25 protein-coding genes are annotated in these 25,878 nt (G+C 61.2%); 12 read left to right on the top strand and 13 right to left on the bottom strand.

Annotated features, from left to right (window positions below; all coding sequences use genetic code 11):
• Positions 1 to 22 precede the first annotated feature (22 nt).
• The 8 genes from kstD to ACFWEM_RS16240 all read left to right on the top strand — a co-directional run bounded on the left by kstD (position 23) and on the right by ACFWEM_RS16240 (position 8,819).
• Positions 23 to 1,747 (top strand): 3-oxosteroid 1-dehydrogenase, encoded by a 1,725-nt coding sequence (gene kstD, locus ACFWEM_RS16275; protein ID WP_378535051.1) that lies wholly within the window; start codon positions 23 to 25, stop codon positions 1,745 to 1,747.
• Positions 1,737 to 2,594 carry a MaoC/PaaZ C-terminal domain-containing protein gene (locus tag ACFWEM_RS16270; protein WP_378535049.1) on the top strand — a complete coding sequence of 286 codons (858 nt, stop codon included), beginning with the start codon at positions 1,737 to 1,739 and terminating at the stop codon, positions 2,592 to 2,594. The genes kstD and ACFWEM_RS16270 overlap by 11 nt, the downstream gene beginning before the upstream one ends.
• Positions 2,595 to 2,663: 69 nt before the next feature.
• Positions 2,664 to 4,427 (top strand): cholesterol oxidase substrate-binding domain-containing protein, encoded by a 1,764-nt coding sequence (locus ACFWEM_RS16265; RefSeq protein ID WP_378535047.1) that lies wholly within the window; start codon positions 2,664 to 2,666, stop codon positions 4,425 to 4,427.
• Between the two features lie 163 nt (positions 4,428 to 4,590).
• The gene (locus ACFWEM_RS16260; RefSeq protein WP_378535045.1) at positions 4,591 to 4,899 is read left to right on the top strand and encodes a hypothetical protein; all 309 of its coding nucleotides are present in this window, start codon (positions 4,591 to 4,593) and stop codon (positions 4,897 to 4,899) included.
• 382 nt (positions 4,900 to 5,281) lie between these two features.
• Positions 5,282 to 5,569, top strand: coding sequence for a MerR family transcriptional regulator (locus ACFWEM_RS16255; RefSeq protein WP_230814783.1), 288 nt, complete (start codon positions 5,282 to 5,284; stop codon positions 5,567 to 5,569).
• 133 nt (positions 5,570 to 5,702) lie between these two features.
• Positions 5,703 to 6,890, top strand: coding sequence for a serine hydrolase domain-containing protein (locus tag ACFWEM_RS16250; protein WP_378535042.1), 1,188 nt, complete (start codon positions 5,703 to 5,705; stop codon positions 6,888 to 6,890).
• A 236-nt stretch (positions 6,891 to 7,126) separates the two neighbouring features.
• On the top strand, positions 7,127 to 7,888 hold the full coding sequence (locus tag ACFWEM_RS16245; protein WP_378535040.1) for a PE-PPE domain-containing protein: 762 nt from the start codon (positions 7,127 to 7,129) through the stop codon (positions 7,886 to 7,888).
• A gap of 82 nt (positions 7,889 to 7,970) precedes the next feature.
• Positions 7,971 to 8,819, top strand: coding sequence for a sterol desaturase family protein (locus ACFWEM_RS16240; protein ID WP_378535038.1), 849 nt, complete (start codon positions 7,971 to 7,973; stop codon positions 8,817 to 8,819).
• 18 nt (positions 8,820 to 8,837) lie between these two features.
• On the opposite strand, the gene ACFWEM_RS16235 is transcribed toward ACFWEM_RS16240, so the two are convergent.
• Entirely contained in the window at positions 8,838 to 10,145 is a 1,308-nt protein-coding gene (locus ACFWEM_RS16235) for an FtsX-like permease family protein (protein WP_378535036.1), read from the bottom strand.
• Positions 10,142 to 10,987 (bottom strand): ABC transporter ATP-binding protein, encoded by an 846-nt coding sequence (locus ACFWEM_RS16230; RefSeq protein WP_378448240.1) that lies wholly within the window; start codon positions 10,985 to 10,987, stop codon positions 10,142 to 10,144. Before ACFWEM_RS16230 ends, ACFWEM_RS16235 begins: the two co-directional genes overlap by 4 nt.
• Here ACFWEM_RS16230 and ACFWEM_RS16225 point away from each other — a divergent pair.
• Positions 10,962 to 11,711 carry an AraC family transcriptional regulator gene (locus ACFWEM_RS16225; RefSeq protein WP_378535034.1) on the top strand — a complete coding sequence of 250 codons (750 nt, stop codon included), beginning with the start codon at positions 10,962 to 10,964 and terminating at the stop codon, positions 11,709 to 11,711. The genes ACFWEM_RS16230 and ACFWEM_RS16225 overlap by 26 nt on opposite strands.
• Before the next feature lie 26 nt (positions 11,712 to 11,737).
• Here the strand turns inward: ACFWEM_RS16225 and zapE are convergent, their stop codons facing one another.
• Entirely contained in the window at positions 11,738 to 12,685 is a 948-nt protein-coding gene (gene zapE, locus ACFWEM_RS16220) for a cell division protein ZapE (RefSeq protein ID WP_378535032.1), read from the bottom strand.
• Between the two features lie 127 nt (positions 12,686 to 12,812).
• Between zapE and ACFWEM_RS16215 the strand changes: the two genes are divergently transcribed.
• Complete coding sequence (locus tag ACFWEM_RS16215) at positions 12,813 to 13,379, top strand: TetR/AcrR family transcriptional regulator (protein ID WP_378535030.1); 567 nt, start codon at positions 12,813 to 12,815, stop codon at positions 13,377 to 13,379.
• 10 nt (positions 13,380 to 13,389) lie between these two features.
• On the opposite strand, the gene ACFWEM_RS16210 is transcribed toward ACFWEM_RS16215, so the two are convergent.
• The gene (locus tag ACFWEM_RS16210) at positions 13,390 to 14,550 is read right to left on the bottom strand and encodes a lipase family protein (protein ID WP_378535028.1); all 1,161 of its coding nucleotides are present in this window, start codon (positions 14,548 to 14,550) and stop codon (positions 13,390 to 13,392) included.
• A gap of 211 nt (positions 14,551 to 14,761) precedes the next feature.
• On the opposite strand from ACFWEM_RS16210, the gene ACFWEM_RS16205 reads away from it, so the two are divergent.
• Positions 14,762 to 15,556 (top strand): putative protein N(5)-glutamine methyltransferase, encoded by a 795-nt coding sequence (locus ACFWEM_RS16205; protein WP_378535026.1) that lies wholly within the window; start codon positions 14,762 to 14,764, stop codon positions 15,554 to 15,556.
• Between the two features lie 11 nt (positions 15,557 to 15,567).
• Here the strand turns inward: ACFWEM_RS16205 and ACFWEM_RS16200 are convergent, their stop codons facing one another.
• The 3 genes from ACFWEM_RS16200 to ACFWEM_RS16190 are packed head-to-tail and all read right to left on the bottom strand — an operon-like array spanning position 15,568 to position 17,963.
• The gene (locus tag ACFWEM_RS16200) at positions 15,568 to 16,179 is read right to left on the bottom strand and encodes a TetR/AcrR family transcriptional regulator (protein ID WP_378535024.1); all 612 of its coding nucleotides are present in this window, start codon (positions 16,177 to 16,179) and stop codon (positions 15,568 to 15,570) included.
• 30 nt (positions 16,180 to 16,209) lie between these two features.
• The gene (locus ACFWEM_RS16195) at positions 16,210 to 17,010 is read right to left on the bottom strand and encodes an ABC transporter permease (RefSeq protein ID WP_003945537.1); all 801 of its coding nucleotides are present in this window, start codon (positions 17,008 to 17,010) and stop codon (positions 16,210 to 16,212) included.
• Positions 17,007 to 17,963, bottom strand: coding sequence for an ATP-binding cassette domain-containing protein (locus ACFWEM_RS16190; protein WP_378535022.1), 957 nt, complete (start codon positions 17,961 to 17,963; stop codon positions 17,007 to 17,009). The genes ACFWEM_RS16195 and ACFWEM_RS16190 overlap by 4 nt, the downstream gene beginning before the upstream one ends.
• Before the next feature lie 525 nt (positions 17,964 to 18,488).
• Between ACFWEM_RS16190 and ACFWEM_RS16185 the strand changes: the two genes are divergently transcribed.
• Complete coding sequence (locus ACFWEM_RS16185; RefSeq protein WP_378535020.1) at positions 18,489 to 19,964, top strand: glycoside hydrolase family 71 protein; 1,476 nt, start codon at positions 18,489 to 18,491, stop codon at positions 19,962 to 19,964.
• Between the two features lie 30 nt (positions 19,965 to 19,994).
• Here the strand turns inward: ACFWEM_RS16185 and ACFWEM_RS16180 are convergent, their stop codons facing one another.
• From ACFWEM_RS16180 to ACFWEM_RS16155, 6 genes are all read right to left on the bottom strand, one after another.
• A complete protein-coding gene (locus ACFWEM_RS16180; RefSeq protein ID WP_378535018.1) occupies positions 19,995 to 21,455 on the bottom strand; it encodes an MFS transporter in 1,461 nt (486 codons plus the stop codon).
• Positions 21,452 to 22,300, bottom strand: a complete 849-nt coding sequence (locus ACFWEM_RS16175) for a mycofactocin-coupled SDR family oxidoreductase (RefSeq protein WP_378448231.1) — start codon at positions 22,298 to 22,300, stop codon at positions 21,452 to 21,454. The genes ACFWEM_RS16180 and ACFWEM_RS16175 overlap by 4 nt, the downstream gene beginning before the upstream one ends.
• Before the next feature lie 103 nt (positions 22,301 to 22,403).
• Positions 22,404 to 23,597, bottom strand: coding sequence for a serine hydrolase domain-containing protein (locus ACFWEM_RS16170; protein ID WP_378535016.1), 1,194 nt, complete (start codon positions 23,595 to 23,597; stop codon positions 22,404 to 22,406).
• Positions 23,598 to 23,723: 126 nt separating this feature from the next.
• Positions 23,724 to 24,134, bottom strand: a complete 411-nt coding sequence (locus ACFWEM_RS16165) for a VOC family protein (RefSeq protein ID WP_047269632.1) — start codon at positions 24,132 to 24,134, stop codon at positions 23,724 to 23,726.
• Positions 24,135 to 24,268: 134 nt separating this feature from the next.
• Entirely contained in the window at positions 24,269 to 25,270 is a 1,002-nt protein-coding gene (locus ACFWEM_RS16160) for a helix-turn-helix domain-containing protein (RefSeq protein ID WP_378535014.1), read from the bottom strand.
• A gap of 31 nt (positions 25,271 to 25,301) precedes the next feature.
• Positions 25,302 to 25,853, bottom strand: coding sequence for a GNAT family N-acetyltransferase (locus ACFWEM_RS16155; RefSeq protein ID WP_378535012.1), 552 nt, complete (start codon positions 25,851 to 25,853; stop codon positions 25,302 to 25,304).
• Between the last annotated feature and the right edge of the window lie 25 nt (positions 25,854 to 25,878).

Raw genomic sequence — 25,878 nt, 5'->3', positions numbered from 1 at the left:
ATCATTCTATAACGTGTTCTACATGAGCAAGCAGGAATACGACATCGTCGTCGTCGGCAGTGGTGCCGCAGGTATGACAGCGGCCTTGACCGCAGCCCACCAGGGCTTGAGTGTGGTCATCGTGGAGAAAGCCGCCCACTACGGCGGATCGACCGCCCGTTCCGGCGGTGGGGTCTGGATCCCCAACAACGAGGCGCTTCAGGCGGACGGTGTCACCGATACACCGGAGGCTGCACGTTCCTACCTGCACAGCATCATCGGCGACGTCGTCGCTCCCGAACGCATCGACACCTACCTCGAACGCGGTCCCGAGATGCTCTCGTTCGTGCTGAAGAACAGCCCGCTCGAACTGCAGTGGGTCCCCGGCTACTCCGATTACTACCCGGAGGCTCCCGGCGGACGCCTCGGTGGCCGCAGTGTCGAGCCCACCCCGTTCGACGGCAACAAGTTGGGCGCCGACCGTAAGAATCTCGAGCCCGACTACGTCAAGGCCCCCAAGAACTTCGTCATCACCCAGGCTGATTACAAGTGGCTCAACCTGCTGATGCGCAATCCGCGCGGACCGCTGCGCGCCATGAAGGTCGGCATGCGATTCCTCGCCGCCAAGGCCACTAAGAAGGATCTGTTGGTTCGTGGCCAGGCACTGGTCGCCGGCATTCGACTCGGGCTTCAATCCGCCGGAGTGCCCATCCTGCTGAACACCCCGCTGACCTCCCTGTACACCGAAGACGGCGCAGTTCGCGGCGTCAACGTCATCGTCGACGGCGAGGAGCAGGTCATCCGCGCTCGCCACGGAGTTGTGTTGGGATCCGGCGGATTCGAGCACAACAAGGAAATGCGTGAGAAGTACCAGCGCGCACCTATCGGCACCGAATGGACCGTCGGCGCGAAGGCAAACACCGGTGACGGTATCCGCGCAGGCCAAGAAGTGGGCGCTGCAGTCGATTTCATGGACGACGCCTGGTGGGGCCCGTCCATTCCGCTGACCGGCGGACCGTGGTTCGCTCTCTCCGAGCGCACCCTCCCGGGCTGCATGATGGTCAACATGTCGGGCAAGCGCTTCGGCAACGAGGCGGCTCCGTACGTCGAGGCAACCCATGCGATGTACGGCGGTGAGTACGGTCAGGGCGAGGGCCCCGGCGAGAACATCCCGACGTGGATGATTCTCGATCAGCGCTACCGCAACCGCTACACGTTTGCGGGTATCACTCCCCGCTCCCCGTTCCCCGGCCGCTGGCTCAAGGCCGGCATCGTGGTCAAGGCGGGAACCATCGCCGAATTAGCCGAGAAGACAGGGCTTCCCGTCGCATCGCTGACCGAAACCGTCGATCGGTTCAACGGCTTCGCGCGCAACGGCAAGGACGAGGACTTCGGACGCGGCGACAGTGGATACGACGCGTACTACGGCGATCCCCGACTGAAGAACCCCAGCCTCGCCGAGATCAGCAAGGCCCCGTTCTACGCCATCAAGATGGTTCCGGGCGACCTCGGCACCAAGGGTGGAATCTGCACCGACGTCAACGGCCGAGCATTACGCGAAGACGGAAGCGTCATCGACGGCCTCTACGCCGCGGGCAACGCGAGCGCTCCGGTCATGGGCCACACCTACGCCGGTCCAGGCGCGACCATCGGTCCCGCAATGACTTTCGGCTACCTGGCCGTACTCGACATCGTCGAGCGCGCGAAGAAGGCCGAGACCACCACGGCACCTGCAGCTGAAAAGACGGCGGTCGACCATGCCAATTGATCCGAAGATCGCACTCGGCGCCGAGCTTGCGCCACAAGAGTTCTCGTGGACCCTGTCGGACGTGCAGCACTACCACTTGGCACTGGGAGCAGGTGCGCGTCCGCTCGATCCGAACGAACTGCGCTACCTCGACGACGAAAAGCCTCAGGTATTACCCACCTTCGCCACCGTCGCCGCCAATTTCCACGCCACCGAAGCGCCGAAGGTCTCGTTCCCCGGCGTCGAAATCGATCTGGCGAAGGTAGTACACGGAAGCCAGGAAGTCACTGTCCATCAGCCGATCCCGGCAAGCGGTAGTGGGCGCACCACCACGCGGATCGCCGAGATCTGGGACAAGGGCAAGGCCGCGGTGATCGTGCAGGAATCCGTCACGGTCGACGCCGACGGTAACCCGCTCTGGACTGCCCGCTCGTCGATTTTCGCCCGCGGAGAGGGTGGTTTCGGGGGTGAACGTGGTCCGTCGGAGTCGATTTCGCTTCCGGATCGGGAACCAGATGCGACAGTGGTGACACCTGTGCTTCCACAGCAGGCATTGCTGTATCGGATGTGCGGTGATCGGAATCCGTTGCACTCGGATCCGCAATTCGCCTCCGCGGCAGGCTTTCCAGCGCCTATCCTGCATGGACTGTGTACTTACGGAATGGTCTGCAAGACCGCAGTGGATACCATGCTCGACGGCGACAGCAGTCGGGTAGCCGGATTTCGGGCCCGCTTTGCCGGGGTCGTGTTTCCCGGCGAGAACTTGAGTATCCAGATCTGGAAAGACAATGGGCGACTCCTGATCTCAGCTTCTGTACTGGAGCGTGAAGCTCCTGCCCTGGCTGACGTAGTTCTCACTCTTGTCTGATACCACCCTGTCTGATACCCACCTGTTAGAACTCACCGTAGTTCTCGAACCCGATGGAGTAGCCCGAAGATGACGGCACAAGACGAAAAGTTCCGACTGTCCCGACGAGGTTTCATGGCCGCAGGAGCCGGCGCCGTGGCAGCGACCGCATTCGCCGGCTGGACGCCGGCCTATGCCGTCCCCGCCGGCTCTTCCGGCTCCGCGGGTGGCCCAGTCTCCACCCTCACCCCGCCGCCTGCCTTCCCCGAGGGCATCGCCCTCTACCAGCAGGCATATCAGAACTGGTCCAAAGAGATCATGCTCGACGCGATCTGGACATGTTCGCCCAAGACGCCCGAAGACGTAGTCCGCCTCGCCAACTGGGGCCATGCCAACGGCTACACCATCCGCCCCCGCGGTGCCATGCACGGCTGGACGCCGCTGACCATCGTCAACGGTGCACCGGTCGACAAGGTCATTCTCGCCGACACCACGGTCCATCTCACCGGCGTCTCCGTCAACGCGGGCGGTAGCCCGGCCACCGTCACCGCAGGACCCGGCGCGACCCTCGACGCCATCACCACGGCGCTGCAGGCACAGGGACTCGGGTTCGCGAACCTGCCGGCGCCGGGTGTGTTGACCATCGCCGGTTGCCTCGCCGTCGACGCTCACGGCGCAGCTCTTCCCGCCGAAGGCGAAGCACACGTTCCCGGACAGACTTTCGGCTCACTCTCCAACCTCGTCACGTCCCTGACCGCAGTGGTCTGGAACGGTAGTGAATACGCGTTGAAGACGTATGCACGTAGCGACGCGGCGATCAAGCCGCTGCTGACTCACCTCGGACGCACCTTCCTCACCTCCGTCACCTTGCAGGCCGCCCCCAACTACCGCATGCGCTGCGTCAGCCACACCGACATCGGTTGGCAGGAACTCTTCGGCGCCCGCGGAGCGTCCGGACGCACCTTCGAGAAGTTCGTCCGCGAAAACGGTCGCGCAGAAGCAATCTGGTACCCCTTCACCGAACGCCCGTGGATGAAGGTGTGGTCACTTGCCCCCACCAAGCCGCCGTTCTCGCGTGAGGTGACCGGACCGTACAACTACATCTTCTCCGACAACCTCCCGGAGCCGGTCACCGACATGATCGGCCAGATCAACTCCGGAAACCCGGGCATCGCACCGGCATTCGGGCAGATCATGTACGCCACCACCGTTGCCGGACTCGCCGCGACGTTCTCCAACGACCTGTGGGGATGGTCCAAGGACGTCCAGTTCTACATCCGGGCCACCACCCTGCGCCTGACCGAGGGCGGCGGAGCTGTCATCACCTCTCGCGCCAACATCGGCCAGGTCATCCACGACTTCACCCAGTGGTTCAACGGCCGCATGGAGTACTACCGCTCCATCGGACAGTTCCCGCTCAACGGCCCCGTCGAAATCCGCTGCTGCGGCCTCGATCAACCGTCCGAGGTCGAGGTCGACTCGGCAGGTGCCCCCACCATCTCGGCCATGCGCCCCCGCCCCGACCATCCGGAATGGGACACCGCCATCTGGCTCAACGTCCTCGGCGTCCCCGGAACCCCCGGCATGTTCGCGTTCTACCGCGAAATGGAACAGTGGATGCGCAATCACTACAACAACAACGACGCCACCTTCCGCCCCGAGTGGTCCAAGGGCTGGGCGTTCGGCCCCGACAAGCCGTACACCGACACCCCGATCATCACCCAGGGCCTCCCCCAGACCTACCGCGAGGGCGTTCCCTCGAGCGACAACTGGGACACCGCCAACGCCGCCTACAACGTGTTGGATCCGCACAAGGTCTTCAGCAACACCTTCCTGGACCAGTTGCTGCCTTGAGGTTCTCGTACTGAGCGCACACTCTGACAACTCGACGGTCGTCGCCACTCCTCTGTTTCGGGAGTGCGGCGGCCGTCGCGCGTTGCGGCGAGCGGATGAAGGAGTACCCCGCATCCCGACTGAGCATCCGACTCAATCGCGATCTGGATGCATCGCCTCGTGCATGCTTTCCACCGCCCGCGCGTGGGTCGAGAGCTCTGACCGAGCGGACCGAATCGAGGCACTACTGCTGCGTGCCCCCGGCTCGGACGACGCCGAGTCCTCTCCGTGGTTCGAGGTAACACCTGCGGGGCGCTCGGAGGTGCTGCTTTGCTCTTCCCTCTCCGCGCGGGCACGCAACAACGACTCCGACTTCGGGGTATTTCGCATCGGAACATTGTCCCAGATCCACCTCGTACGACTCACACCGCGCGCTCTCACCCCCAATAACCAGGTCGTTTCCGAACAGCAATACCTGGAAAGTTCGCAATAAAATATCTACAGTCGCCAGGGTAGACATTCTCACGAGGGTGTTGTATGTTTTTTCTCGTAGCAAGGAACGAATCGAGAGATGCGGGAGAGATGAACTACCCGCAAGCAGTACCGCAGGGCAGGGACGTGCCGGGGCCGAATTCGTGTGTGAGTGTGTAGTCGGACCCGGCACCCCCCTTCAAAGCGGCTACCGGATGTCTTGTGCGAGTCCGGAAGTTCGAAAGAATGCAGTTATGTAAGTAAGTTCAAACCCCATCCGGCCCCCGGCGCACCTCGCGCCGGGGGCCCCGTCCGTTAAGCGAAAGAAGCGAGCCATTTCGGCAGATACACCCCCGGGTGACCCGTCCGGCAGATTCGACGACGAAAACTACCCGGCATACAGCATGGGACACGCCGCCGAGATCCTCGGCGTCAGACAAGCTTTCCTTCGCAGCCTCGACGCCGCGAAACTGCTCACCCCGCAACGCTCCGAGGGCGGGCACCGCCGCTACTCCCGCTACCAGCTTCGCATCGCAGCCCGCGCGCACGACCTTGTAGCCAACGGCACGGCTCTCGACGCGGCTTGCCGCATCATCATCCTCGAAGACCAACTCACCGAAGCCCGTCGCATCAACGCAGAGCTTCAGCAAGCGCAGGACCTGCGAGAGGAACCGGACGCGGCACCCGAATGAGGACGCACTGGAAATAGCAGTTTCCCCTATACGGCCGATCTGATCCCCCCTCCTTTCAACTGCGGTAAATTCGGTTAATTGGGACATTGCTCGGCGTCGGTTGCTCGATTTCCGCATCGAAGGGATCGCAGGCATGACTTCCTCCCACCACCGCCCTCGGGTGCGGCTAGCTGCTCTCTCGATCGCCTTGACCATTGCCGTTGCAACCGCTGCGTGCAGTTCCGACGAGGGCTCCGCAACAAGCACGGGCAGCGCCTCTCCCAGCACCTCGAGCAGTCAGGAATCCACCCAGATCAAAGATATCGTCCGCCGTCAGGTGGCCGACTTGGGCCTCAGTGCCGCTGTGTTCGGTGTGTGGCGGGGCGACCACGAAGTTGCTCTGGGCGCCGTCGGAGAGTCCCCTCTCGGAGTTCCGGCGACAACCGAGATGCAGTTGCGCGTCGGCCAACCGATGGAACCGATGCTCTCGACCGTCCTCCTGCAACTCGACGAAGAGGGAACGCTGCCACTCGATCAACCGATCGCGAAGTGGGAACCGAACTTTCCGCGCGCAGACACGATCACTCCGCGAATGCTGGCCAACAGCACGTCGGGAATCTCCGACTATGTGACCGATCCACAGTTCCTCAAACTCTTCACGGACAACCCGATGAAGGGCTGGACTGCTCAGGAGATCCTGGATCTTGCCAACTCCCGCCCACCGCTGTTCGAACCCGGCACCAGTTGGGCGTACGCGCACAGCGACCTGACGCTGCTCGGCGACGTCATGGAGAAGGCGACCGGAAAGCCGCTGGGCGAACTACTTCAGCAACGCGTCTTCGATCCGCTCGGGATGGATGACAGCAGCGTCGTGCTCACGTCGCAGATGGACGAGCCGATCCTGCACGGCTACACCAATGAACGCGGAGTATTCGAAGACTCCACCTTCTGGAATCCGACGGCTTTCCTGCACAGCGGAAACATGAACGCGCCCGTCTCCGACATCGGAAAGTGGGTGCGCGCGCTAGGAACGGGAGAGTTACTCTCCGACAAGGCTTTCGATCAACAGATGGCGCCGACGACTGCGGGCCTGGGAAGTATGACGACGGACAAGTTCTTTTCCTTCGGGACCGGGCACCTCGACGGTTGGCTGGTGATGAACCCGTCGTACGGCGGCTACAACGGCCTTGCGCTCTACTACCCCGACTCGAAGACCACGATCGTCGTCTACGCGACTCTCGGGCCGACAACCAACGCGGATCTCAACAACGCCGTGCCGATGGGCAAGGCGATCGGCACCCTCCTCGAGCCGGATCACCCACCGCAGGTCCCGACACCGTGACACGCCCCACACGCTGGTAGGAAACAGCGTCGGCCTGCAACTTCCTGTTTACGCACGGATTACCTCCAGGACTTATCGCCCCATCACCATTCTCTTCAGTACCGAACGAATCGCGTCGGACCGCGGGTTGTCTCGCCAGTGAACGAGAACGTAGATAGATGGGGACAGGCCCGATGAGGAAATACGCGATGTCAGTGGCATGCACGGTTGCAGTCACAGCGGGGGTGACTCTAGTGATGTCGGTACCTGCCGGAGCGGCTCCGAATGACGGCGGGTCGTGCCCGGCCGGTGCGGTATTCGCAGTTGGCGGGACGTGGGACCCGACGGGACAAACTACGCAACCCGTCACCGACCGTTACGTAGCCCAGGGGTACGCCTCCAAACCGGTGACCTACCCGGCGAGCTTCTGGCCGCTCGGCGATCAGACGTATGACCAGAGTGTTGCCGCGGGCGCCCAGACGCTGCGCAGCGAGGTCAACGCTTTTCACGCTCAGTGCCCCGGCAGCGAGATCGTCGTCACCGGGTACTCACAGGGTGCTCGGATTGCCGGCGACGTGCTCGGTGACATCGCGCGCGACGGATCCATTCCGCAGTCGCAAGTCGAAGGTGTGCTCTACGCCGACCCCCGCAACTCGGCCGGCGGCATCGAAACCGTAGTGCCCAATGTCGTTCCAGGAGCGACGATGTCCGGAGCACGCGGCGGATTCGGTGACATCGCAGTGCAGGAAGTCTGCATCGAGGGTGACGGCATCTGCAACATGCCCAAGCCCCGTGATGCCCCCGAGGTGTTCGTCGACTCGGTATTCGGATATTTCACGAAGCACAACACTTATACGCCGATGATGTCCGAGTCCGCTCCGCCTGCTCCCCCGGCATTGCCGCAGACGCCTTCGGTACCCCTGCAACCCGCTGACGTTGCCACTGCGATCGTGACGCGAGTCGTCGAGAACATCACTCCGTATCTGAGCGCTGCACTCGCCACCGTGCTGACGAAGTAACGAGATACAGCTTGTTCGACTGACTGAAAGTCGACCGATTCGTACAAGTCGGGGGCCACCCGCGCCGTGCACGATCGAAAACATGCTCACGTTCATCGTCAGATATGGGTACGTCCCGTTCATGCTCTTGGGAATCAACGGAGCGGCAATTGCGCTCGCGGCATCCGGTGCGCCGAAATGGTCGCTGGTGGCGTTGATTCTCTTCGCCGTGGTCTGCTCTTTCGCGGCCGAACGGGCGCTTCCCTACGAATCTTCGTGGAATGCCCCGGGACCGGACAGGTTTCGCGACGCGGTCCATGCGTTTGTCAACGAATCTCTCATCTTGGTCAGCGTCGCGGTTATCCCGTTGATGGCCGCGGTGATTCCGTTCGACGGGTTGTGGCCGAACGGTCTTCCGTTTGTCGTTCAGGTTGTGTTCGCAGTACTGGTTGCGGATTTCGGTATCACCGTCGTACATCTGATCAGCCACAAGGTTGGATGGTTGTGGCGTTTTCACGCGGTCCATCACAGCCTCGAACGGTTCTACGGCATGAACGGACTCATGAAACATCCCGTGCATCAGACTTTCGAAACCGCCGGTGGCGTCCTGCCGCTGATCCTTCTCGGGATGCCCGTCCCGGTTGCGTCGGCACTCGCGGTGTGTGTCGCTGTCCAACTCCTGCTTCAGCATTCGAATGCCGACTACCGCATCGGCCCCCTGCGTCCGGTACTCGCCCTCAACGCCGGCCACCGATTCCATCACCTCAAGTGGGCGGGAATCGGTGACGTCAATTTCGGTTTGTTCACTCTGATCTGGGATCACCTGTTCCGTACCTACTCTTTCGATCCGGAAAAGCGATTCAGCAGTGACGATCTCGGTATGGCGGCCAAGCCCGACTACCCGGAGGACTATCTCGGCCAGTTGGCGGAACCGTTCCGGAGACAGAACTGACGGACGACGGGTTGAGATTCAGCCGGCGAGCACCCGACGCATGACTGGCCTGGCTGCGAATGCACTGGCCAACACCAACGCGATCCCCACCGCCAGGGTGACGCCCAACTGAACCAGCGCCATCGGAGTGGTCAATACGGCTGCCCCTGCCAGTGGGAAGAGGAACAGCAGTGCAGCGCCGGCACCGGCCAGTGCCATCACCACCACGGGAGTGCGAACGTGCCTCATGCGGGCGCTGTCCATCACCTCGACAGGTGTGCCGGCCAAAGTCAGACTCCGATACAGCTCACGGTTGTCGAGGATCCCGGATACCTGGGTCAGCGCAGACGAGATGGCCGCCAACGTGAATGTTGCTCCGAGAGTGAACAACACCCCGGTTCTCATGTCCGCGAACAGGAACTCCTGCCCTGGCTGCAAATCCTGTCCCTCCCCGTTGCCTATCGCGGCGAGGAGAGACGTGCCTGCGGCAACAAAACTTGCCATCGTCACACCGCTGACCGTGCGCCACACAGCCTTCGGATTGTCCAAGACCCGACGCGCCGCAATCAGCGAAGCACCGTCTTTGGCACATTTGAGCATGATTTTTCCGAGCACCAAGATGACAAACGGACCGACCAGCGCAACAACGCCGAAACAGACACCAAGGCCCACCAGTATTGCCGCGATGCTTGCCGCGGAACCACCGAATGCACTCCATCCCAACAGAACCCCGACGCCCGCAAGAGCAAAGATCATCTTCGGTGCGGCGCTGGGATTACCCGCCGTGACGCCCAACGGGCTCACGAATACCTGACGCATCCCGAGCATCGACGTCAAAGCAGCCAGGACGGTCATACCGAATACGATGCCCACCAGAGGAAGTGCGCCTATCCAGAGCTCACTCCACTCGAAGGTCCGGCCTTGAAATCGCAAGAGGGCTACGAGTGGCAGCGCGAGGAAATACCCCAACACGCCGATCAACGCGCCGGCAAAACCCTGGATACCCGATTCCGCAGCGCACAGCGCGACAATCTGACGGGGCGTGGATCCGATGAGTCGCAGCGCCGCCAGGCGTTCGTCTCGACGACGGGCGCCCAAGCGGGCCGCCGCCAGACCGAGCGTGATTGCCGGGACGATCATCAACACGGAGGCAACCCCGGCGAGCGCGAGATATGCCTCTGACTCGGGTTCGCTCGATCGGCCCGCAAAGGCACCGTAGCCACCGAGAACCGTAAGCAACAGGGTGGTTGACGCGGCGAAGGCCGATACCGGGAGCGCGAAGGTACTCAACGCCTTTCTGCCTTCACCTCGCACCGTCAGCAGGGCGACACGCGCTGTGGCTTTCATGCCGCCACCTGTGTCCCGACGAGCGAGCCGGCCTGCATCATCATCGTACGATCACACCAGCGAGCAACTTCGGCGTCGTGAGTGACGACGACCAACGCCGAACCGATCTGTTGAGCCGAATCACGCAACACCCTCATCACTTCCCAGCTTGTCTGTGCGTCGAGCGCACCGGTCGGCTCGTCTGCAAACAGGACTGCGGGTTTGGTCACCAACGCTCGGGCAATCGCGACACGTTGGGATTGCCCACCCGACATCTGACCCGGGCGACGGTCCTGCAGTCCGTCCAGGCCCAAAGGCGCGAAGAAACCGTGCGCCGTCCGCTTGGCTTCCGCGATGGACAACCCGTTGAGCACCAAGGGCAAAGCGACGTTCTCGATCGCCGGAAGCTCGGGCAGCAGCTGACCCGATTGAAAGACGAAACCGTAGGATTCTCGCCGAAGTCGACTCCGATCGTTCTCCCCGAGGTTCTCGATATGCCTACCGCTCAACAGGATCGCGCCCGAATCAGGCTTCACGATTCCCGACATGCAGTGCAGCAGAGTCGACTTCCCCGATCCTGACGGACCCATGATCGCCGTGGCCGTGCCCGCACGGACTTCCAGCGACACACCGCGGAGCACTGGAACGTCGCCGTACGACTTGCCCAGCGAGTGGACCGACAGGACTGCGGGTGATTGTGCGTTGTTCATGAGTACAGCCTCTCGCGTACCCCTCGCATACACATCGGCCCAGCGCACGATCTTCGAACTCACCTCGGTCCTACCAGAGGATGACCGGACCCCGAGCTCTGTCAGGGTCGTCACTATCATCGCTGACATGACCTGGTCCGGCGCCGTCCACATGCAGCCCGGAATTCTCATGTTCACCGGCGCCGTCGGATCGGCGCACACGCATGCTCACGCCGCTGTTCAGATCTTGATCGTCGACGACGGGTCAGTCACGGTCACCGACGGAGAGGGCCACAGTGAAATCGTGGGAGCCGTGATCGTTCCCTCCGGAGCAGTGCACTCGTTGTCCGCCACAGAGGGCGCGCGGGGGCGGGCGATCTATGTCGATTCCACCACCGGAATGGGCCGGCGCATCAGGCCGCCTGAATCCGACCACGGCGGTGTGCCCGAATGGTCAACTCGTGGACGGACTGCCGTAGCGATGACGGTCCGTGGCGTTGAGTCGGATCTGGAATACGCAGCGAGGCTCATCGATTCACTCTCCGAAAGCAAGCAGCCGTCGAGCGTACGCGCTCTTCACCCTGCTCTAGATCTTGCTCTGACGCTACTGCCCGAGCGAATCTCGGGCCCGATAACGCTGACGGACACCGCCGCGCTGGTCTCCATCTCACCCGGCCGATTGGGAAGAATCTTCAACGATCAACTGCAGATGAGCTTTTCGACCTACATTCGTTGGTTGCGGCTACGACGTGCCATGGAAGTGATGAGCAGTGGCGCAACCCTGACAACCAGTGCACACGAGGCCGGCTTCACCGACAGCGCCCATCTCAACCGTATCTGCCACAGTATGTTCGGGCTCACGCCCAGCGCCGCGACCGGTGATCTCACCTGGAATTGACGCTGGGCCTTAACTGACGCTGGGCCTCAACTGACGCTGTCCAGCTCCGACCGCGCCAGTAGCGACAGTCGGCTGTAGAGGCGCGCCAATCCGGAAACGCCCCGAAGACTGCCCGCCACTTCCTCCACACCGGCAGCGGCATACACGGTCAGCCGTGCATCGACGTCGTACAGAACATCGACGACGTTACCGAAGCGGCGGACAGCAAATTCCGAAGCTTCAGCGAGCGCCGGCACCCCGAAGATCACCCAGTCGCCGAAGTGAGAGGCGAGCTCGAGGTAGTCGGCGGCCGAGGTCGAACCGCCGCACAGCACCTCGAAGTCGAACCAGACGACGCCGTCTCGAATCGCCGAGCATGCCAATGTGCGTGTGCCGATCGTCAATTCGACGTCCTCACCCGAAGGCCTCACGATTTCCGAGTCGACGAGGAATTCCCCTGTCGCAAACCGGTAGTCCCCGGCACCCGGCTGACCCGCCGTCCGATAGTCGACAGAGCCGCCCAACTCGATCACCTTGAGCCTCTGCTCCATCAACTCGATGGACGGCACGAACTGTTCGTGAAAAAGCGGATTGGGAAGAAGCTCGGTCGGCGGGACATTGGACGTGGCAACAACAGTCACACCTTTCGCGACGATTGTATCGAGAACCCTTGCCATGAACATCGCGTCGGCGACGTCGTCGATGTGGAACTCGTCGAAACAGAGCACGCGGATTCCGTCCACCACGTGGTCCAGCGCCGAACCCATCGATCCGAGTTCATGCGCCCGGGCGTGCAGGTTTGCAAAGAACCGATGAAAGTGAATGCGCCGCTTGCCGACCGGGAGCTCGTCGTAGAACTCGTCCATGAGCATCGTCTTCCCGCGACCGACGCTTCCCCAGAGATAGATCCCACCCCCGACCTCACCGTCGGAGATCCGAACCCGCAGTGCATCGAGGGCTTCACGTGCCGCCAACTGCTCTTCGTCCAGTAACATGAGGCTCCTCTACATCTGTAGAGTCGAGGCTAATGACCGAAGACAAATCGAGTCAATGTGACCCTCACGACGCACCATCAGCAACATTCAACTCCGGCAGCATGCAACATCGACAGCAAGGAACGACATGAAGCCCGATCGCAGAGCCCTCATCGCGGCATCCGCCGTCACGATCATCGCCGAGCAGGGCCCGCGTGCACTCACCCATCGGGCGGTTGATCAGTCCCTGGAACTTCCTGCCGGTTCGACGTCGTACTATTTCCGCACTCGCGAGGCACTTCTCGAAGAAACCGCATTGCACATCGTGCACCGGTCACGTTCGATATTCGACGAACTCCGCGAGAGGCCCAGCGATCCTGCTGCCCTGACGGCTGAGTATCTCGATGATCTTCTCTCGCACCGCAGAAACGAATTGATCGCTCGATACGCACTGCTCGTGGAAACTCCCCGAGATTCGGCATTGCACCAACTCCTCGAAGGCAGCCTGTTTTCACAGGAGAAGGCAAGACCTATCTTCGACACCATTGGCGTTGACGATCCTGACGTCGCCGCTGCAAATTTCCTGAGCCTTCTGGAGGGCTTGATCTTCGACTACTGCCTCGGAGCACGTAGCCGAGATGCTCGCTCCTCCGAAACCGTTCGGCAACTTCGGATCCCGATCGACATCTTTCTGCGCGGAGTTGGCGCCACCTGAAAGACAGTGGTCAGCAGAGGCTTCCGGTGCAGGGCCTTTGACCAGAGAACAGTGCCGCGACAAACGGGGTGCTATCTGGAACCGAAGCCGGAACGGTTCCCAGGTGATCCGTGGGATAGGTATGGAATGCAAAGTCCACGCCGTTGGCAGCAAGGTCAGCAGCAAACTTCAAAGTCAGTGGCGCCGGAACATCGATGTCCGAGAGTCCCTGACCTATGAAGAACGGGCGGTCGTATCCTGCGGTCGGCACAGTGAGCAGCTCGCGCGCAGCGTCCATGAACGTTGGATTGTCCAGCGACTTCGACAGCACCTGACCGAGCGTGACGGTTCCGTATTTGGTGCGCGCCTCGGTGTAACACATGTTGTTCTCGACGTCGTCGAGGATGGTCTTGCCGAGCGGGGTCAGATACGAGTCGATGTCGATGTCCGGACGCGAAGCACGCAATCCGTCAAGAACATTCGCGATGTAGACCGTCGTACCCTTGAGTGGAAGTGCCGGGAAGGCGGGGCCACCGAGCGGTAGAAGATTTTCGATGTTCGAGGGGACACCAGTGGCGACAGCGCCGCGGTAGTCCAACTCCGGCGCGTAATCGGTGGCAAGAGAAGCAGTGAACATAGTCGCCTGTCCACCCTGTGACTGCCCCATCGCTACCCAGGCGCTCGACAGGTCGTCGTCGACCGCACGAGCGGCACGCACCATGTCGACAACGCTGTGCGCAGCGGAACGACCGTCGAGATACGGATGAACACCGGGTGTTCCGAGCCCCACGTAGTCGGTGGTCACCACCGCATATCCCTGCTCCAGCCAATGCCCGAGATGCGTCGCGGTCCGCTCGAGCGGAACGCTACTGCTCGGCGCACACTGATCCGCGACACCGACCGTTCCGTGCGCGTAGGAAATGACTGGCCAACCACCCTCGGGCGGAGCCCCCTCGGGGCGGTACACCACACCGGTACTCGTCATCGGCGCATCCTTCGGGCCCGTCGACCAGTACGTCACCTTTGTTGCGCTCACAGCGCCGGGGATCACCCGATCGGGGCCGAGCGACTCGTGGCTCACCACGGAGCCCGGAAGATCGTTCTCTTCCGCCTCGGCCGGCACTGTGACGGTCAACGCCACCAATGCGCTCGCACCCAATCCGACGAGCGTCCTACAGAGCCGCTTGCTCACGTGCCTTCTCCTACCGATTGCGTTGACACTGCCGTATGTGGTGATCAGCCCCACATCAGCCGATCGAGTTCAGACCCTAGAACAGCCCTACCAATTGGTCAACCTAGATTCCCGCTGCACATTCCCCGTCGTCACGCGCCTGCTCCGGTAAGGTGGCGGTGTTCTATACATGCAGGTCCCCCGCGAGATCAGGAGGCCGAAAGGCTCTCTCATGTCAGCGCCTGATCTCCCGACCTCTCCCCCTTCGCAGCAGAATTCGGTGGCCGCGATCCTCCGGGCAGCAGGTTGCGTGTTCGCCGAGGACGAAGCTCGCTTACTCCTCCACGCCGCACGCTCGCGCGACGAACTCGACGCGATGATCGATCGACGAGTTGCCGGCGAGCCCCTCGAGCCTGTCATCGGGTGGGCCGAATTTTGCGGATTGCGCATCCACATCGACCCTGGAGTATTCGTCCCCCGCCGACGCACCGAACTCCTCGCTCGACAGGCCTGCACACTCGTCGACTCGGGAAGCGTCGTCATCGACATGTGTTGTGGTTCAGGAGCTGTCGGGGCTGTTGTGCAGGCGAAGATCGATACTGTCGATCTCTACGCGGTGGACATCGAACCGGCAGCGATTCGGTGCGCTCGCCGGAACATCGCACCGCCCGAGCGTGTACTCGAAGGCGATCTGTACCGCCCACTGCCGACGAAGTTGCGAGGTCGTGTTGACGTCGTCGTCGCCAATGCGCCCTACGTCCCCACCGATTCAATCCGACTCATGCCGCCCGAAGCGCGACTTCACGAACCGAGAGTCTCGTTGGACGGCGGCCCCGACGGTCTGGACCTGCAGCGCCGCATCATCGCCGATGCTGCGCCGTGGCTACGACCGGGCGGCCACCTACTCGTCGAGACGAGCACGGAGCAGGTCGAGATGACCGTCGAAACATTCACTCGGGGAGGGTTTCTCACTCGTGTGGCAACCTACAATGAAACCGCGTCAACCGTGGTGATCGGTCAGCGTTGACGGCGATCGAATCATGAAGGCACAGACCAGTTCCGAGCGTGGGCGGCAAAGCCGTCGACAAAAAGCCCGAACGCGCGATCGACGCGAGCCCGGTCCCCCGTGGCCAGAAGATCCATCGACAAACCCCGCATTTGCGAAAGCAACAAGGTAGCGACCGACGAAACATCCTCCTCGGGACAGCCCGCTTGCCGAAGTCCGGTTTCCAGAGCTTCGATCCAATCACCCACGAAACGGTCCAAAAACCGTCCGTAGCGTTCGCGATCGCCGAGCGCGAGGGCGTAGATCTCGACCATCACTCGGAATCGGGGCAGGACCTCCGGCGTCGTACGTTCGGTCCACCACGCGGTCAGCACTGTCGCCGGATCGATCCCCGCTTCCATCGGGACCGCAATCGGAATGGACTCGCTACGCATGTTCTCGATTACCTCGGAGAGCAGATTCTCCTTGCTCTCGAAATGGTTGAGCAACGACGCATGCGACACACCTACAGCCTTGGCGAGCTGCCTCACCGTCACTTCCCCGACACCGTTGTCGATGACGTACCGGGTCAGCGCGTCGAGCAACTCCTCACGTCGCCCGGCGTATCTCAGGCTGCGTTTGTCGATGCGTTCAGACTCCGGCACATACCTACCCTACCGGCCGGAACCACCAGGTCAGCGGCTGACTGCCTTCTGATAGCGACGAATAGCGAACGGTACGAAGACGATCAGCAAACCGAAAGTCCACAACAACGACGCGATGACCGGGTTCTGCAGTGGCCACGCATCCGGAACTGTCATCGCAGGGTTGGTATTGCCGAACAATTCACGCACCGCCTGAGTCACCGCCGACACCGGATTCCATTCGGCGATCACTTTGAGCGGGCCGGGAAGATTGGTGGTCTCGACAAAAGTGTTCGCGATGAACGACAGCGGAAAGATGACGATGAAGCTCGCGTTGTTGAATACCTCCGGCGTCCGGATCCAAAGCCCGACAACAGCCATGACCCATGACAACGCGTACGCGAAGAACAGAAGTAGCGCATAACCCGCCACCGCTTCGAGGAAGCTGGAATGGATACGCCACCCCACCAGAAGACCGGTCAACGACATGACCACCAAACTGATGACGTTGATCAACACGTCACTTGATGTTCGTCCGGTCAGCACGGCGGACGGAGCCATAGGGAGCGATCGAAATCTGTCGATGATTCCTTTCTGGATGTCTTCGACCATCCCCAAGCCAGTCCAGGTAGCACCGAATATGACTGTCTGGGTGAAGATTCCGGCAATCAGGAATTCTCGATACGACGTACCCGGGACGGAGATCGCGCTGCCGAAGACGTATGCGAACAAGAGCACGAACATGATCGGCGACAGAGTGGTGAACACCAGAAGATCCGGAACGCGCTTGATCTTGATCAAGTTTCGCCTGGCGATGGTCAAACCGTCTTCGAGCGCCATCTGCACGGTCATTTCTGATCCTCCAGTTCAGCCTGGTGCCCGGTCAGTGTAAGGAAGACATCGTCGAGAGTAGGTCTGCGCAGACCGACGTCGAACACCCGGATGCCTCGTGCCGACAGAAGATTCAGCGCTGCGACCAACGCATCGGTGCCGTCGTCGACAGGAACGGTGACGCGACGAACATTCTCTTGAACCTGAATGTCCCCGACGGCAAGCGAGCGCAATTCCTCTCGGACGATGTCGAGGTGCTCGACCTCGTGCACACTCAATTCGATGCGCTCTCCCCCGACCCGCGCCTTCAACTGATCTGCAGTACCGCGTGCGATGACCGAACCGCGGTCGATGACGGCGATCTGGTCGGCCAATCTCTCGGCTTCTTCCATGTATTGCGTCGTGAGCAACAGCGTGGTTCCCTGCGCCACCAACCCTTCGATGACATCCCAGAGACCGAGTCGCGCCCGAGGATCGAGGCCGGTGGTCGGCTCGTCGAGAAACAACACCTGCGGGCGAGCAACCAATGCGCCGGCGAGATCGAGACGGCGGCGCATTCCACCGGAGTAGCCCTTGACCGGCCGATCGCCGGCCTCCACCAGATCGAACTGCTCGAGCAATTCACGCGCTCGGGCCTTACTGCTTCGGGCGCCGAGGTGATACAGCCTCCCGACCATATCCAGATTCTCGTAACCCGTCAGGTACTCGTCGACCGCGGCGTATTGACCCGAAGCTCCGATCTTGGATCGCAACGCCCGCGCATCCTCGACCACGTCCAGCCCGGCAACCTCGGCGCGACCACCGTCCGGAATGAGCAGCGTCGTGAATATCCTTACCGCAGTGGTTTTTCCGGCACCGTTGGGACCCAACAAAGCCATCACCGAACCCTCGCGCACTTCCAGGTCGATGCCGTCCAATGCCGTGACCTCGCCGTACTTCTTGACCAGCCCCTCGGCCACAATCGCTTCGGTCATGAGCCCTCCCGCATCGGTAATCCGTCGGTAGTCCGTTCCCCAGTGTGACCCAGGAGGCCGACACATTCCAGGAAATTTCGTCAGTTGACGGGCTGCAATCACCTCGCCGGTTTCGCCGGTGGCTTTCGGTCACGAGGTACGGCACAAGCCGCACGTCCCCGTCCTGTCCAATACAGCCGGTAAATTTCACTAACCTTTCGACCGAAATACACCCGAAAGAAAAACTCGAAATTTCTTGAATAAAGATCATTTTCGGGTATTCACGACAGACGCGGCAGCGTTACACTCGTACCGCAAGTGGCACTCGGCCCAATGACAGCGGCTATCTGGTGCCGAATCTCGAAATGAACCAAGCAGAGGCCGAAAAGAATTGATCACCGATTCAGTGCACGCGGGGAAGACTCACACTTCGGGGGATCGAGAAAGGCTGACTGCGCCATGAGCGTCCGAACTCCATGCACCAGAACTCAATGCATCCGAAGAACGGCGAAATATCCCTTCGAGACGATCTGCTTCACACTGGCCGTGATTGTCGTGGCCGCACTGATCTCCGCGTACAACACGCAACCACGCTCCGCGCCGACGTACACACCGACTTCGTTCTCTGCGAATCCCGAATCTGCAGCGTTGCCCTTCGACATACCGCCGAAGTCAGCACTCAACGGGAAGTTGGTTTTCGCTCACTACTTCCCGCCATATCCGGTATCGATCGACAACGCGAATCCATCCGGTGATTATTATGCGACACAATATCTTACGGTCAACGGCGAGAACAACAAGCACGTCCGCTACGGAGGATTCCTCCGCGATCGGCCGAGTCCGCGGCAACCCATCGCCGATGCACAGTGGCGCCAACGCGATCTCGAAAACGAGGTTCGTTCGGCGATCGCTGCGGGCATCGACGGATTCTCCGTCGACATCATCGCCAAGGCAACCGACACCAGTTGGTGGGGTTCCACTGTGCCCACTGCACTGATCAAAGCGGCGGCGTCGGTCGATCCGAATTTCAAGATCATGCTCATGCCTGATATGAACGGCGCGTTCAAAAACATGACCGCCGCCCAAATGGCAGCTGAGATGAAACCGTATTCGTCCATGGCTTCATCATTCAAATTGAACGACGGACGGCTCGTGATATCGCCATTTCTTGCCGAAAACAAGACTGCGGGCTGGTGGTCGGAATTCATGACCATAATGAAAAATTCATACGGAATCAACGTGGCATTTGTTCCGGTTTTCCTCGACGCCGCAGCCAACCGGAATTCTTTTGCATCGATCAGCTATGGGATGTCGAATTGGGGTAATCGAAACCCGGCAGGAAATCCGCTCTCGGCCTCGAACCCGAACTCTCCGATGGGACTTGCCGCTGCCGCTCACTCCTTGGGAAAGATATGGATGCAGCCAGTCGCCTTCCAAGATGTTCGTCCGAGTCAGTCGATCTACGACGAGGCACAGAATTCACAGAATCTGCAGAACATGTGGCAGATTGCGATTGCGTCCAACAGCGAATGGGTACAGCTCGTCACCTGGAACGACTACAGCGAGGGAACGTCGTTCGCGCCCAGCGCCGGTCATGGACGCGCGTTGCTCGACATGAGTTCCTACGGGTTGTACAGCTTCCGCACCGGCGCCTCGCCCGCGATAGTTCGCGACACCGCCTATCTCATCTATCGCAATCAGTCGGTCTCCGCGGTCCCCACAAACCGTTCTGCCGCCCCTATGACACTGCGCCAATGGTCATCTCCCGCTCGCGATACCGTCGAAGTTCTTTCCTTCTTGACTGCGCCTGCGGTCGTCAAGGTGACAGTGGGAAGCACAACAACCACCTGCAATTCTCCGGCCGGGATGAGCAGCTGCATCGCACCGTTGAAGGTAGGCGCTGTCAAAGCCACAGTCGTTCGCGGCTCGACCGAGGTGTCCCGGGTGAGTTCACACGCTGCGGTAACGGCCACACCGTACAACCAGAATCTCGAGTACCTGGTCGATTCCAGTAGGAGATAACGGTGACGAGGATCGGGTGAGTCCCTCGGCTCACCCGATCCTCGTTACGCCGTCGGTTTCTGCTGCAGTAGGCAACTCGGACACAGATACCGCACCCGTCCGATCCACTCTCACTGCCAACGTCACGGCTGCGGCCAATGCCGATACACCCGCTCCGATCCAGTACAAAACCGCGAACGAATGCAGGGTCGGTACAGCGGTCGCACCGATCACCACCGTCGAACTGGCCAATACCGCTGCCGCAACAGCGCTTCCGGTGGAGGTACCGACCGAGCGGAGCAAGCTGTTGAATCCGTTGGCCGACGCAGTCTGATGGATCGGTGCAGATTCGGTGATCAGCGTCGGCATGGCTGCCAGGGAAAATGCAACACCGGCGGACACCACGGCAGCGCCGATCACGATATTGACCAACGTCGGCGTCAACAGCACACGCAAGACGTATCCGATTGCAATGACGATCGCACCTGACGCCAACGTGGCCTTCGCTCCCCATCGCCTCGTCACCTTCGACGACACCGGCGCCAACCCGATCATCAGAACTCCGCCCGGCATCATCGCCAATCCCGCTTCGGCGGCTGAGAGTCCGAGACCGTCAGCCGACGCCAGGGGCAACTGAAGTTCCTGCGTTGCCGCCAACGCACTGATGAACATGGCAAATCCGAGCAACACCGCGCAGACGTTCGAGACGAGAATCGGGGCGCGAAGGGAAGTTCGCAGATCTACCAACGGTGCCGGCGTGTGCAGTTCCCACGGGATCCATCCACAGAGCAAGACAACTCCGGACGCGACCAGAACGAGAACCTGGAGGCTTCCCCAGCCCCATTCGGTTCCCTTCGAAACGGCCAGCAGCAGTGCAGTCATGGCGAATGTGAGGACTGTGGCTCCCAGAAAGTCGAAGCGTCCTCGACTTTTCACAGCCGATTCCGGCACCACCAGCGGCAAGACGACTACCAGTACAACCCCGAACCCGCCGGTGACCCAGAAAAGCGCGGATAATCCCCAATGCGCCGAGATCACCCCCGCCATCGGCATGCCGAACATTCCGCCGATACCCAACGTCGCACTCATGAGAGCTACTGCACCACTGAGCTTTTCCGGGGGAAGGACATCGCGCATGATGCTGATTCCGACGGGCAGAAGCGCCGTCGCGAAGCCCTGCAATGAGCGACCGAGGATCAGTAGCCAGAAACTCTGACTGAGCGCAGCAACCATGCAGCCGACGATCATCACCACGAGGCAGACGAGCATCATCGCGCGCTTGCCGAACATGTCGGCAAGTCGGCCGATGAGAGGGGTCGCGACGGCACCGGTCAGCAGCGTCGAGGTCACCAGCCAGGAAGCGGTGGACGACGATACTCCCGATGCCGTCGCGAACGCAGGCAGGACCGGCACCACCAAGGTCTGTTGCAGCGCGACCACCACACCGCTCAGACTCAGGACGCCGACGACCCACCCGGTCCGCGCTTTCGCGCGAACAGTCTTGTCCGTCAAGCGTTCGAGCGAGCGGCTACTCCGGCGTCGACAGGAACCACGATGCCACTCATGTGGGCACTCGCGTCGGCGGCGAGGAACAGGACGACTCGGGTGACCTCGAAGGGATCCAGCCAACCGATCGGCTGCGCGTGCAAGGTTGCGTACACAGGTTCGACGTCGTCTGCCGTAGGCGATTCCAGATCCGGCCGCATCATTGCGTACATCATGTCGTTGTGAATCATCGGCGTCGAGATATTGCCCGGTGCAATAGCATTCACGGTCACACCCGAGTTGGCCAGTTCGAGTGACACACTCTTCGTCAAACCGATGACACCCCACTTGGAGGCGCCGTACGCCGCCATCTGGGTGCCACCGGATCGACCCATCATCGAGGAGATCGTGATGATGCGCCCGTAACCACGTTCCGCCATTCCGCCCGACACGGCTGCCACGGTATTGAACACACCGGTCAGGTTCGACGAGATGACCTCGTTCCACTGTGCCGACGTCATCGACGTGATCGGAGCGGGCACGGACACACCGGCGTTCGCGACGGCGATATCGACACGGCCGAACTCGGCTTCAGCGCGGGCAACCAGCGCATCCATCGCCTCCCGATCAGCTGTGTCAGCCTTGACTGCAATACACCGACGACCGGTGGCCTCCACCAACCTGACGGTTTCCTTCAGGTCCTCCTCCGTCGCGAGGGGGTAGGCGACGACATCACTGTTCTCGCACCGATCGCAGATCACGATGTCCGCGCCACGCTCCGCGAATGCGATAGCGTGGGCGCGCCCCTGACCGCGTGCGGCACCGGTGATCAGTGCAACTTTTCCTTCGAAGCTGCCTTCGAGGCTGTTCATGCCGTCTCCTAGTTCGTCGTATGCCAGCGTGCGCTGTACTGCATGCGTACTCCGAACCCACCCGAAAGAAACAGTCGATCCCGGACAGCGGGAATCTAGCCGATCACTGGTAGACGGCGGTCTCGAATTCCAGGTATCCGTTGATGGATCCAGCGTCCGCGAACGGCAGAATCTGCGTTGCCCAGAACCCGCCGACGCCGGTGTGCCGGTCGATCCAGTAATAGAGGTTTGCAAGACCCGCCCAAGCCAGTGATCCGGCCGGCCGGCCGGTGGGTGCCACCTCTTCATTTGTCATGAAGGAGTATGCCCATCCCTTTGGTACGCCGGGGAAGAATTCCGCATCGTTGGACAGTGTCGGAAGAACTCCGGGCAACAACCCGACGTGCTGGCCCTCGAGTCCGTTCCGTACGGCTGCAGCGACCGTCTCCGGCGACAACACGCGGCCCGCAGTACCCGCGCCGTCGTTCAGCCACATACGGATGAACTTCATGTAGTCGCCGACAGTGCCGTGCAAACCGTGACCACCCATGTGCACCTCAGGCTCAGCCGGAAGCTCGAATCCTATGAGCGGAGTGAGGCTTCCGTCGCTCTCACGCTGATGGATCGGCGCAAGTCGATCCTTCATCGACGGGCTCATCGTGAATGCCGTATCCGCCATCTCGAGAGGTTCGAAGATGCGCTCGCGCATGACATCGCCGAGCCGCTGACCTCGGATCGACTCGACGACCTGTCCGGCCCAGTCGATGTTGGTGCCGTACTCCCACTTCTCACCCGGGTCGAAGAGCAGCGGCGTCGTGAGCGCGGCTTTGCTACACGTAATCACGCTGGGCTGCCCATGTTCCTGCGAGAGCCGGTTGTAGGACTCGTTGAAGAAGTCGTAACCGAACCCTGCAGTGTGAAGGAGCAGCATGCGAGTGGTGATGTCTCGCTTGGGTTCCCGAAGAACAGGGTTTCCGCCGGCATCGAAACCGTCCAGGACCTTCAGCTCACCAATTTCGGGAATATAGGTCGCAGCGGGCGCATCGAGATCGAGCAACCCCTCTTCCACACATTGCAGGACAGCGGTACCGGTGATCGCCTTGGTCGTCGAGAAGAGCGCAAAAGTTGTATCAAGGGTCATCGGTTCGCCGTGACCGAGAGTCCGCTCACCGGCTGCACTCTCGTAGATGTTGCCTTCTCGATCCGTGATCATCGCGACGACACCCGGGACACGGTCAGCCCCCTGAGTTGCTCGCGCCAGCACGTCGTCGAGGCGGGGCTTCGAAAGAGGTTTCCGCGCAATATCTTCGATCGTCACTGCATTTCTCCATCCGACTCGCAACTTGTCTTGTCGAACAGAATGTAACGGCGATCACATGCCCGGTTCTGCCTCGAAACGGCAGGAAAACTGTCTCGTTTCGGCAGAACCGGGCAGAGCCTGGAGTCAACTCTGGGGCGCTCCGATATTCACCAGCCAGGAAATGCCGAATTTGTCTGTACAGGCGCCGAATTCGTCGCCCCACATCTGCTTCTCGAGTGGAACGCTCACCGTTCCCGTTCCCGACAACTGCTCCCAGTACCCGCGCAGCACGTCACCGTCGTCGCCGCTGAGGCTGACCGTGATGTTGTCGCCGGGGTTGTACGGCATGCCTGGCGGAGTGTCGGCACCCATCAGGGTGTATCCCTGATCAGTTTCGAGCATTCCGTGCATGATCTTGTCGCCGCCTTCACCGGGATTGCCGAACTCACCGAACGTGCTCAGCGCCAGCGTGCCACCGAAGATTTCTTTGTAGAACTCCAACGCCTCGCGGGCATTGCCGTTGAAGCTGATGTACGGATTGAGTCGAGTTGCCATGACGTACTCCTAGCTCGTGGGATTGCTGTCACGTTCGAATTCAATCCTTGCAGAACGCTCCGACACGAAACAACGGATCAAGGCAGTTCATCCACTGTGTAAACCGATCGTCATGACCGTTCAAACAGCTGTCCTCAGAACCGGTTCCGAGTCTCGGAAGGTAGCTCCCCGAACCGTTTCCGGTATGCCGCCGCAAACATACCCAGATTGACGTAACCCCAGGCGTTGGCGATTTCGGAGACGGTTCTCCCATCGGAACGCAACAGTTCGCTACGTACTCCCTCCAGTCGACGAGTGCGCAGTCGTTGACCCGGCGTGGTGTCTCGGTACCGTCGAAATCCCGCAGTGAGCGCTCGGACGCTGACGCCCACTGCAGCCGCGATCTCCGACGCCGTCGGCACCGAGCGCGCGAAGGTGTCGATGTACTCCTCTGCCGATCGCACGTAGGCCGGTTCGGCGGAGGCGACGTCGACTCCGAGTTGCAACCCGGCCTGCGTCGCCCACTCGTCGAGAAGCTGAGCCGTGACGAGTTCTTGAACCCTGACACCCAACCTTTCATCCGACATCGCGTCGGGTGACTCTGCAATTGCGCGAACGACGTAGTCCATCAATGCCAGCCAACTCGAGCCACGCCCGCCGATCGTGCACTTGTGCCGCCACAGGCGGTCATCGGGAACTACCCCGTACCACTGTTGGGCGTGATCGGCGACAAGCTGATGCGGCACAGTGAGATTCAGCTGCAGATGATCCTCGTCGAATTCGACGAAGTAGTCGGTCCGGCTGCAGTCTGCGACAAAGGTCTCCCCCACTCCGGTATTCGCCGCAGCGCCCCGTCCGAGTGCATGTCGACCGTTGCCCCTGATCGTCGTCAGGACCAGAATGTTTCCGGCTTCAGGCGAACATTCACCGACGGAGACCGGAATCCCGTAACAGAATCTGGTGACGTCGATCTTGCCGACTGCCGCCGAGTACATGTCCGAAGCCGGCTTCAACCGACTTCCGATCGGCGTCACCGTATAGGGCATGTAGATGTTGTCGGACCACTCCTTGATGCGGTCCCAGTCCTGAGAAAAGGCCTGATGATGCTGCATGGTGGGCCGACCGGCCACATCGATGAGCAAGGCGTCCTCGAACATGGTTCGAGTATCGCACCAGGGCCGGGGAAGGTCACGCAAAGTCAGGTGGCGTGATCTCTGCTCGTACGGCGGCAAAAAGCAGCGAATCGACCGCGGTCCCCCGGATCACCATGTGCGCCCGCATCAGTCCCTCCTCCACCATGCCGATTTTGGCGAGCACCGACGCCGACGCCGAGTTCTCCGGACGACACGTTGCCTGCACTCGCTGCGCTCCAAGGCGGGAACAGGCGAGTTCCAGAACCGTGCGCGCTGCCTCGGACGCATAACCCTGCCCCTGAAACTTCGGGTTCACGACAAAACCGAGTTCGGCCCGACGGTGCGCGGCGGATACTTCCCAAGCAGCTACCGACCCGATCACTGCTCCGTCAGCTTTCGACGTGATCGCCAGGGTGAACGAGCGACGTTCGACGAGCGCAGCTTCGAGTGCCGCATCGGTAAGGAACGCCCTGGTCATCGCGGGAGTGTTCGGACCCCAATCAACATGTCTACAGACGGCGGGGTCGGACGCGTACTGATGGACGGCCTCTTCATCCTCGGGCGTGAAATCTCGCAGAACAAGGCGTTCCGTAGTCAACGTGAACATCCAGCGATCCTAGATTGGGTTCGAA

It is taken from the genome of Rhodococcus sp. NPDC060176, from assembly GCF_042728675.1.
GTDB lineage: Bacteria > Actinomycetota > Actinomycetes > Mycobacteriales > Mycobacteriaceae > Rhodococcus_F.
This window is presented reverse-complemented; position numbering and strand designations above follow the sequence as displayed.